The organism is Sandarakinorhabdus limnophila DSM 17366, from assembly GCF_945882885.1.
Lineage (GTDB): Bacteria > Pseudomonadota > Alphaproteobacteria > Sphingomonadales > Sphingomonadaceae > Sandarakinorhabdus > Sandarakinorhabdus limnophila_A.
The window spans coordinates 1-6746 of sequence record NZ_CAMCWT010000084.1 but is presented as its reverse complement, the minus strand read 5'-3'; the positions used below and the strand labels follow the sequence as shown (position 1 = coordinate 6746).

The 6746-nt window shown below is 66.7% G+C and carries 7 protein-coding genes; 2 read left to right on the top strand and 5 right to left on the bottom strand.

What is annotated here, in order from left to right; genetic code table 11:
* Positions 1 to 104: 104 nt before the first annotated feature.
* From Q7O19_RS12605 to Q7O19_RS12595, 3 genes are read right to left on the bottom strand one after another with little or no spacing between them, the layout of a single operon-like run.
* Positions 105 to 851: a thioredoxin domain-containing protein gene (locus Q7O19_RS12605; protein WP_303810852.1), complete on the bottom strand. Its 747-nt coding sequence runs from the start codon at positions 849 to 851 to the stop codon at positions 105 to 107.
* Positions 848 to 1579, bottom strand: coding sequence for a thioredoxin domain-containing protein (locus Q7O19_RS12600; protein ID WP_303810851.1), 732 nt, complete (start codon positions 1577 to 1579; stop codon positions 848 to 850). The genes Q7O19_RS12605 and Q7O19_RS12600 overlap by 4 nt, the downstream gene beginning before the upstream one ends.
* A 47-nt stretch (positions 1580 to 1626) precedes the next feature.
* The gene (locus tag Q7O19_RS12595; protein WP_084706803.1) at positions 1627 to 2154 is read right to left on the bottom strand and encodes a DUF721 domain-containing protein; all 528 of its coding nucleotides are present in this window, start codon (positions 2152 to 2154) and stop codon (positions 1627 to 1629) included.
* A 26-nt stretch (positions 2155 to 2180) separates the two neighbouring features.
* On the opposite strand from Q7O19_RS12595, the gene Q7O19_RS12590 reads away from it, so the two are divergent.
* Positions 2181 to 3236, top strand: coding sequence for an A/G-specific adenine glycosylase (locus Q7O19_RS12590; protein ID WP_303810850.1), 1056 nt, complete (start codon positions 2181 to 2183; stop codon positions 3234 to 3236).
* Positions 3233 to 4132, top strand: a complete 900-nt coding sequence (gene nudC / locus Q7O19_RS12585) for an NAD(+) diphosphatase (protein WP_303810849.1) — start codon at positions 3233 to 3235, stop codon at positions 4130 to 4132. The genes Q7O19_RS12590 and nudC overlap by 4 nt, the downstream gene beginning before the upstream one ends.
* Before the next feature lie 7 nt (positions 4133 to 4139).
* Here the strand turns inward: nudC and Q7O19_RS12580 are convergent, their stop codons facing one another.
* The gene (locus tag Q7O19_RS12580) at positions 4140 to 4913 is read right to left on the bottom strand and encodes a bifunctional diguanylate cyclase/phosphodiesterase (RefSeq protein ID WP_303810848.1); all 774 of its coding nucleotides are present in this window, start codon (positions 4911 to 4913) and stop codon (positions 4140 to 4142) included.
* A 3-nt stretch (positions 4914 to 4916) separates the two neighbouring features.
* Positions 4917 to 6503: a sensor domain-containing diguanylate cyclase gene (locus tag Q7O19_RS12575; protein ID WP_303810847.1), complete on the bottom strand. Its 1587-nt coding sequence runs from the start codon at positions 6501 to 6503 to the stop codon at positions 4917 to 4919.
* Between the last annotated feature and the right edge of the window lie 243 nt (positions 6504 to 6746).

The window sequence follows — 6746 nt, the reverse complement described above, 5'->3', positions numbered from 1 at the left end:
TTGGGGCCGACAACACCGGTCAACCCCGGTTCGATCAGCAGATCGACCGGTTCAACGAAGGACTTGAAGCCCGCAAGGCGAAGACGGCGAAATTCCAAGGGCGCTTACCGGAGAGCCGCCTGCAGCTTGGTTTCGAGATCGGCCCAGCTAAACACGCCTTCCTGCACCGTGCCGTTGATGATGAAGCTGGGCGTCCCGGTGAGCTTCAGCTCGTTCACTGCCTGGTTCCTGAGATCATTCACGGCCTTCAGCTGCGCCGGATCGGCGAGGCACTGATCGAACTTGGCCCGCGGGATGCCGCGCAGCTTCACATAGTCAGCCAGGCCGCCCAGTTCGGCCATGCGGGCAATGGCCTGATCTTCCGGCAGCTTGCTGAGCGCCTCCTGATCGGCCTTGCCGATGCGGCCGAACGGCTCGGTCCAGCCCATCTGATCAGCATAGAAATTGTCGAGCAGGCCGAAGAAGGCCGCCGGACCCTGACAGCGGGCCAGCACGGTGGCGGCATAATCCGGGCCGTTCAGCACGAAGTTACGATATTCATAGGAAACGTTGCCGCTGGCGACATATTTGGATTTGAGCGTGGCCGTGGCGGCTTCATGGAATTCGCGGCAGTGCGGGCAAGTGAGCGAGGCGAATTCGACCAGCTTCACGCGGGCATCGGGGTTGCCCATTCGGAAGCCGCCTTCTGGCGTGGCGGCCACGACATCCACCCAGTTCTGGCCTGCCGGCGCGGCCACGGCGGGGCCGGCCGGCGCATCGGCAGCACCAGAGGCGTCTGGCGTGGCGGTCTTTTCGCCGCAAGCGGCGAGCATCAGTGCGAGAGCGGAAACAGCAAGAAGCAAGCGCATCATTTCGTCCTTCCAGGAGCGGCCTTCACGGCGGCATCAAGCAATGGTTCAAGCGCGGCCCAATCAAACACGTCGGTTTGCATGCGGCCGTTGATCAGGAAACTGGGCGTGCCCTGCAGTTGGTGATTCTGCACGGCATCAGCGCGGATGGCGAGCAGCCGGTCCATCCCCGGCTTGGCCGCAACACAGGCGTCATAACGGGCGCGCGGCAGGCCGGCAGCAGCAGCGAATTCCGGCAGCTTGCCGGCGATGGCCATGGCATTGCCTTGACTGTCCTGCGGCAGCGCCTGGATACGGGTGCGTTCGGCTTCCGGGATGGTCATGAAGGGCTGGATCAGCTGATCCTGGCGGGCATAGATGCGGTTGACGAAAGCCCAGGCCTGCGGCGCGGCCTGGCACTGCATCAGCAGCCCGGCCATCAGATCGATACCGTTCAACGAGAACGGCCGATATTCATAACTCACCTGACCAGCCGCCAGCCAGCGGCTGCGGATCACCGGCAGGCCGGCTTCGTGAAAGGCGCGGCAGTGCGGGCAGGTGAGGCTGCCGAACTCGATCAGCTTCACCGGCGCATTGGGATTGCCCATCAAGATGCCGCCCTGCGACGTGGTGGCAAGGCGCGTGGACCAATCGGCGGAAGCGACCACGACGCGCGCGGCCGGTTTGGCGGGTGCTGCAATCAGCGGGCCAGCGGCGAGGCCGGAAATTAGGAAGGCTAGAGCAAGTCGCATGAGCCTTCTGTAGCGTGGCGCAGGCGGCAGCGCCAAGCCCCTTCCCGTCAGCGAATTTTCGGCAGGCCGTTGGAGGTGGCCAGCGCTTCGGCCAGCGATTGCAACGTGGCGCGCAATTCCGGGTCTGCAATGTCCCGCAGCGTGGTGCGCGTGGCTTCCGGCAGTGGCCCGGGCGGCGGCGGTGGCGGTTCGGGCGGCGGTGCCATGGTGGCGGCGCCCTGTTCGATCGCAATGCGGGCGACCGCGGCAAAACCCAGGATGCGATTGGCGCGTTCGATGATCTGCGCTTCGACATGGCGCAACATGGGCGCGAGCGCGCCAGTGGCGGCCACGGCCAGCGTGCCGCCATCCTTCTGGCCGCGCGGGAAACGCAGCCGCAGCGGCCGGCTGTGCCGGGCAAATTGGGGCCCAACGATTTCGGCCCAGCGATCATTCAGCGCCGAATGCGTGAACCCGAAGCGCTTGAAGGCCTGGCCGCCGACATCGCTGACCAGCTCGGCAATCGGCTTGGCGCGGCCGCCACGCGGTTTGTCCTGCGGCTTTGGCGGCGCAGCTTTTGAAGGCGTTTTCGGCATCGCCGGATCCATGCCATAGACGCGGCGTGACCGATAGCTGGCCCCACGAACTTCTCCACTGGTACCGCGCCCATGCGCGCGACCTGCCGTGGCGCAATCCGCCCGGCAGGCAGCTTCCGGGCGACCCGGATTGGCCCTATCGTGTTTGGCTGTCCGAAGTGATGCTGCAGCAGACGACGGTGGAGGCGGCGACACCCTATTTCCACGCCTTCACGAAAGCCTGGCCGACGGTTTCGGCACTGGCAGCGGCCAGGGATGAAGCGGTGATGCAGGCCTGGGCCGGCCTTGGTTATTACGCGCGCGCACGTAACCTGCTGGCCTGCGCGCGGGCGGTGGTGGAACGGCACGGCGGGCGATTCCCGGCCAGCGAAGCCGAATTGCGCGATCTGCCCGGCATTGGCGATTATACGGCGGCGGCGGTGGCGGCGTTCGGTTTCGGCCGCGATGCCGTGGTGATCGACGGCAATATCGAACGGGTGGTGAGCCGGATGTTTGGGATTGCGACGCCCCTGCCCGCGGCCCGCGTGGCCATCAGGGCGGCCCTCACGCCGCTGGTGCCGCAGGGGCAGGCCGGCGATTTCGCGCAGGCGATGATGGATCTGGCCCGCCGCGTCTGCACGGCGCGGTCCCCACGTTGCCTCGCCTGCCCGCTGATCGCATCCTGCGCCGCCCACAAGGCGGGCACGCCCGGTGCCTTCCCGGTGAAGGCCGCGAAAAAGGCACGGCCCACAAGGCAGGGCACGGCCTGGTGGATCGAGGCGGACGGCGCGGTGTTGACGGTACTGCGCCCGGCCAAGGGCCTGCTCGGCGGCATGCGGGCGCTGCCGAGTTGCGATTGGCGCGGGGGCGGCGCACCGCCGCTGGAAGGCGAATGGCAATCGCTGGGCATGGTTCGTCACGGCTTCACCCATTTCGATCTGGAACTCAGCGTGCAGGCGCTGATCCTGCAGTCTCGGCCGGCGCTCGCAGGCGACTGGCTGGCGCTGAGCGAAGTCGAATCCGCCGGCATGCCCACGCTTTTTGCCAAGGCAGCGCGCCGGGGGCTTGCCGCCGATGATTTCAAGGGGAACAAGGCGGCATGACGATTTTCCATGATGTGCCGGTCACCGGCTTTTCCGGCAATGAACTCGACCGCGCTGACGAGATCCGGCGCGACCCCGCCGCGCTGATTGCCATGCGCGCCCGGCCCGATGCGCGCTGGCTGGTGCTGGATGGCCTCAACCCTGTGGTACGGCCGGGCGACAACCCGACGATCCTGTGGGCCTATCGTTCGGATGTGCCGCACGATGCGCTTTCGATCTTTCTGGGGGTTGGCCCGGATGGGCCGCGCTTTGCCGCCGCGGCCCCGTCGGATGAACTGGTGGCGGATTTTGGTGGCAAATTGCTGGATGCGCGCGCTGCCGGTGCCCTGCTGCCGGCACGCGAAGCCGCCATCGTGGCGCAGGCGCGCAGCATCATCGATTGGCACCAACGCCACGGCTTTTGCGCAGTGTGCGGCGGCAAGACGGAGCTTTCAAAGGCCGGCTATGCCCGCTCTTGCATCGCCTGCAAGGCCGAACATTTCCCACGCGTCGATCCGGTCGTGATCATGCTGGCGGTAAAGGATGGCCACGCCCTGATCGGCCGCCAGCCGCGCTTCCCCAAGGGCTTCCTGTCGGCGCTGGCCGGCTTTGTCGAACCGGGCGAGAGCCTGGAGGAAGCCGTGCGCCGCGAATTGTGGGAAGAGGCCGGCATCGAGACCGGCCGGGTGCTGTATCTCGCCAGCCAGCCGTGGCCCTTCCCGTCCAGTCTGATGATCGCCGCCTTTGCCGAGGCCGAAGGTTTCGAGGTGCGGCTGGACGAGGATGAACTGGAAGAGGTGCGCTGGGTGACCAAGGACGAGGCGCGGGCTGCACTGGCCGGCACCGGCGATTTCCTCGCCCCGCCACCGTTGGCCATTGCCCACACGCTGTTGCGGAGTTGGGTGGACGAAGACTGAGCCAAGCTCAGGTCAGCACCGCCTCGCACACCAACCGCGTGGCTTCCTCGGGCGGCATCGGTTTGCCGAACAGATAGCCCTGCACCTGCGTGCAGCCCAGTTGCCGGCACAATTCGAAGGCGGCGCGGGTTTCGGTGCCTTCAGCCGTCGTCTGCATATCAAGGCTGGCGGCCAGGCGCACGATGGCCTGGATGATGGCGCTGGCCTCATCGCCCATCGCCGAGGCCCGCGCCACAAAGCTGCGATCGATCTTGATGCGGCTGAAACTGGCTTTCTGCAGCGTGCCCAGCGCCGAATAGCCGGTGCCGAAATCATCGAGCGCGAAACTCACCCCCATCGCCGTCAGTCGCGCCAGCACGTCGATCACCGCCGGCTTTTCCGCTAGGAACAGGCTTTCGGTGATTTCCAGTTCCAGCCGCTCCGGGCCGATCTGGTGGCGGGCCAACGCCTTGGCGATCACATCGGGCAGGTGCGCCTCTTCCACCTGCACCGCCGACAGATTGACCGAAACCTTCACATGCGCCGGCCAGCGCGTCGCCCAGGCCAGCGCCTCATCGATCACCCAGGCGCCGATCGGCACGATCAGGCCGGTTTCCTCGGCCACCGGCACGAAATCCAGCGGAGAGACCACGCCCAGTTCCGGATGATGCCAGCGCAGCTGCGCTTCGAACCCGGTGATGCGTTCATCCGTTGAGTCCACCACCGGCTGGAACAGCAGTCGCAACTGGTCACGATCCAGCGCGGCGGCCAGATCGGCTTCCAGCTTGCGGCGCTCGGCCACGGCTTAGGCCATTTCCGGGGCAAAGCGGCAGGCCGCGCCGCGGCCCTGTTCCTTCACCCGATAGAGTGCCAGATCAGCGCAGCGCAGCAGATCTTCCGGCGTATCGGCATCGAACGGCGCCAGCGCCCAGCCCACCGATGCCCCCACCACCGCGGCACCGGCGCGGCCTTCATCGCCCAGTGGGAACGGCCGTGCCATGTCCTTCACGATGCGTTGCGCCAGTTTTTCGGCGCGATCACCGCTGCCATCGGGCAGCACGATGGCAAATTCATCGCCGCCCAGCCGCGCGATGGTGGCGCCGCCCTTCACCTGGGCCTGCACCAACGCCGCCAGGCGCTGCGCCACCTGGCGCAGCAACAGGTCGCCGGCAGCGTGGCCGAAACAATCATTCACCGCCTTGAAACGATCCAGATCGACAAACAGCAGCGCCGCCGGCTTGCCCGACAGGGCAGCATTTTCAACCAGATCATCGAGCGATTCGCGGAACAGGCTGCGGTTGGCCAACCCGGTGAGCGGATCGAAGCGCGCCAGTTGCGCGATGCATTCCTGGCTGCGCCGCACCTCGGTCACGTCGCGGCCAACACCGCGAAATCCGGTGAAATTGCCGGCCGCATCCTGTTTCGGCGTGCCTGAAAGTGCCCACCACCGCAGGTCGCGGCCCAGCGGCACCGGCACCACCAGATCGCGAAACGCCTCCCGTTCGCTCAGGGCATGGGCCAGCGCCGCCGTGGTCGCTCCGCCCTGCACCGGATCCAGCAGCGCCAGCAGCGGCTGGCCCAGCATGTCGGCGCGGCGGCGGCGCGCGACATCGGCAAAGCGGGTTGTGACATGGGTCAGGCAGCCGCGCCCATCCAGTTCCAGCAGCCAATCCGATCCGTTCGATTCATATTCGTTGAGCAGCAGGCGGACGACTTCGCCCTGTTCCGAAAGATCGGCCTCGCTCTTCAGCCGGGCCATGGTGTGATAGGTGGTGACCAGCGCGGAGCGCAGCTTGATGGCAACAAAACTGGCCAGGCCCAATAGCACGAGCGGATGATCGAGCGCGGTGCCGGCTGGAAAGGCCAGCACCATGCTGATTGTGATGGCACAGCACACCAGCAGCACGGCAACCGGCATGGTGGCCGCCGCGCTCGTCACCGCACCGAGGCCGACCAGCGAGAACAGCAACAGCACCGATTGGCCTTCTGCCGGTTGCGACGGCGCCAGGGCATGTACCCTCCCGGCCCAGAAGGTCGCCAGCGCGCCGATTTCCGCCGTCACCCGCCAAAATTCCAACCGGCCGGCCCGGCGCCGCCCGGGTTGTGGCCGGCGGCGCACGATGCGCAGGCTCCACAGGCCGGCCAACACGGCGATGCCGCACAGCCATGGAGCCAGTCCGGTGAATGGCACCGAACGACCGAACACCGCCAGCACCGCCACCAGGTTGACCGTAAGCGGGCTGAGATTGAACGGCACATTGCGTGCCAGTTGCGCCAACTGCTGGCCACGCACCTCGGCCCAGAAACCGTCATCGGCCTGATCCAGGCCCAACACCTGCCGCCACCCCAGATCGCGCACCATCTGCACTGGCGGCTTCAGCATCGCGGTCATCGTTCATCCTTGTCGATCAGGCCACAAGGGGAGGAACGGCGGCAGCCGCGGCGCTTTGAGTCAGGGGACGGTTTGCCGCTTGGCAGCGGCGGCGTTGTTCCTTACTTGTTCACATATGACACTGCCTGTGGCCCATGATTCTGCGACCCGTGAGCCGCCATGGCTGGCCGGGCTGAATCCGCCGCAGCGCGAGGCCGTGACGACGACCGAAGGCCCGGTGCTGATCCTGGCCGGCGCCGGCAC

Coding starts and splice junctions, on each gene's coding strand:
- Q7O19_RS12605 (WP_303810852.1), bottom strand. CDS start 851: ATGATGCGCTTGCTTCTTGCTGTTTCCGCTCTCGCACTGATGCTCGCC.
- Q7O19_RS12600 (WP_303810851.1), bottom strand. CDS start 1,579: ATGCGACTTGCTCTAGCCTTCCTAATTTCCGGCCTCGCCGCTGGCCCG.
- Q7O19_RS12595 (WP_084706803.1), bottom strand. CDS start 2,154: ATGCCGAAAACGCCTTCAAAAGCTGCGCCGCCAAAGCCGCAGGACAAA.
- nudC (WP_303810849.1), top strand. CDS start 3,233: ATGACGATTTTCCATGATGTGCCGGTCACCGGCTTTTCCGGCAATGAA.
- Q7O19_RS12575 (WP_303810847.1), bottom strand. CDS start 6,503: ATGACCGCGATGCTGAAGCCGCCAGTGCAGATGGTGCGCGATCTGGGG.